This is a genomic window from Vibrio sp. 704 (assembly GCF_033339295.1).
The window spans coordinates 1-956 of sequence record NZ_JAWOUH010000166.1 but is presented as its reverse complement, the minus strand read 5'-3'; the positions used below and the strand labels follow the sequence as shown (position 1 = coordinate 956).

The window sequence follows — 956 nt, the reverse complement described above, 5'->3', positions numbered from 1 at the left end:
CATCAATGTGCGCTATTCCGTCCATTCTACTTTTGTCACTAATTGTCCAACTTCCCGTCATGTAGCTGTCACCTAAACCTCCTACTTTTCACACAAAGGCGTTGTCAAAGTAAGGGAAGGTCACATGCGAACCATTGAGACAATCACACAGCCAATAGCAACCATCGCTAAGTTTGATTTAGCATTCTCTAGCGTATGTCTTCAGCACCGTTTTAACCAACAAGTTGCCAACATCAGTAAAGGCGTTTCGCACAGTGGAGATGGGCATCTCTACGTCGTCTTAGGGCTGTTAGCTTGGTATTTAGATAAAGAACACGGATCTTGGTTTATGTTAGCCGGATTGCTGGCATTTGCCGTCGAGCTACCCATTTACTGGACGCTAAAAAACAGCTTTAAACGCCGTCGTCCTGAAGAACTGAGCGCTTTGTTACCTGCTTTTATCACCCCTTCTGATCGCTACAGTTTACCGTCTGGACATACTGCTGCTGCGTTTGTCATGGCAACACTTATCAACCATTACTACCCAGAACTCGGTTATGCCGCATTCTCTTGGGCGAGCTTAATTGGCACGGCGCGTATTTTGCTCGGTGTCCATTTCTTTACTGACGTCATCATCGGGGCGCTGTTGGGAAGTGCGTGTGGTGCTCTGGCTATTGCGATCGTAGGAGGTTAATGGATGAAAATTCTATACGGTGTTCAAGGTACGGGAAATGGCCATATCGCACGTGCACGTGCAATGAGCAAGGCATTTGAATCGCACGATGTGCAGGTCGACTTTCTTTTTTCTGGACGAGCACCGGAGAAATACTTTTCAATGGAAGCGTTTGGCGATTATCAGACTCGTCGCGGTTTTACGTTTGTGACGGAAAAAGGCTCGGTCAATTACGCCAAAACGGCCTTGAACAACAATTTGATTCATTTTTTCAAAGAAGTGAACCAACTCAACCTGGCGCCTT

2 protein-coding genes are annotated in these 956 nt (G+C 46.4%); both read left to right on the top strand.

Annotated elements, in window-relative coordinates; translation table 11 throughout:
• The first annotated feature begins 124 nt into the window (after window positions 1-124).
• Window positions 125-673 carry a phosphatase PAP2 family protein gene (locus R7R24_RS25195; protein ID WP_005488413.1) on the top strand — a complete coding sequence of 183 codons (549 nt, stop codon included), beginning with the start codon at window positions 125-127 and terminating at the stop codon, window positions 671-673.
• Between the two features lie 3 nt (window positions 674-676).
• Window positions 677-956: glycosyltransferase family protein (locus R7R24_RS25190; protein ID WP_318119842.1), on the top strand; the 280-nt coding region annotated here is incomplete at its 3' end.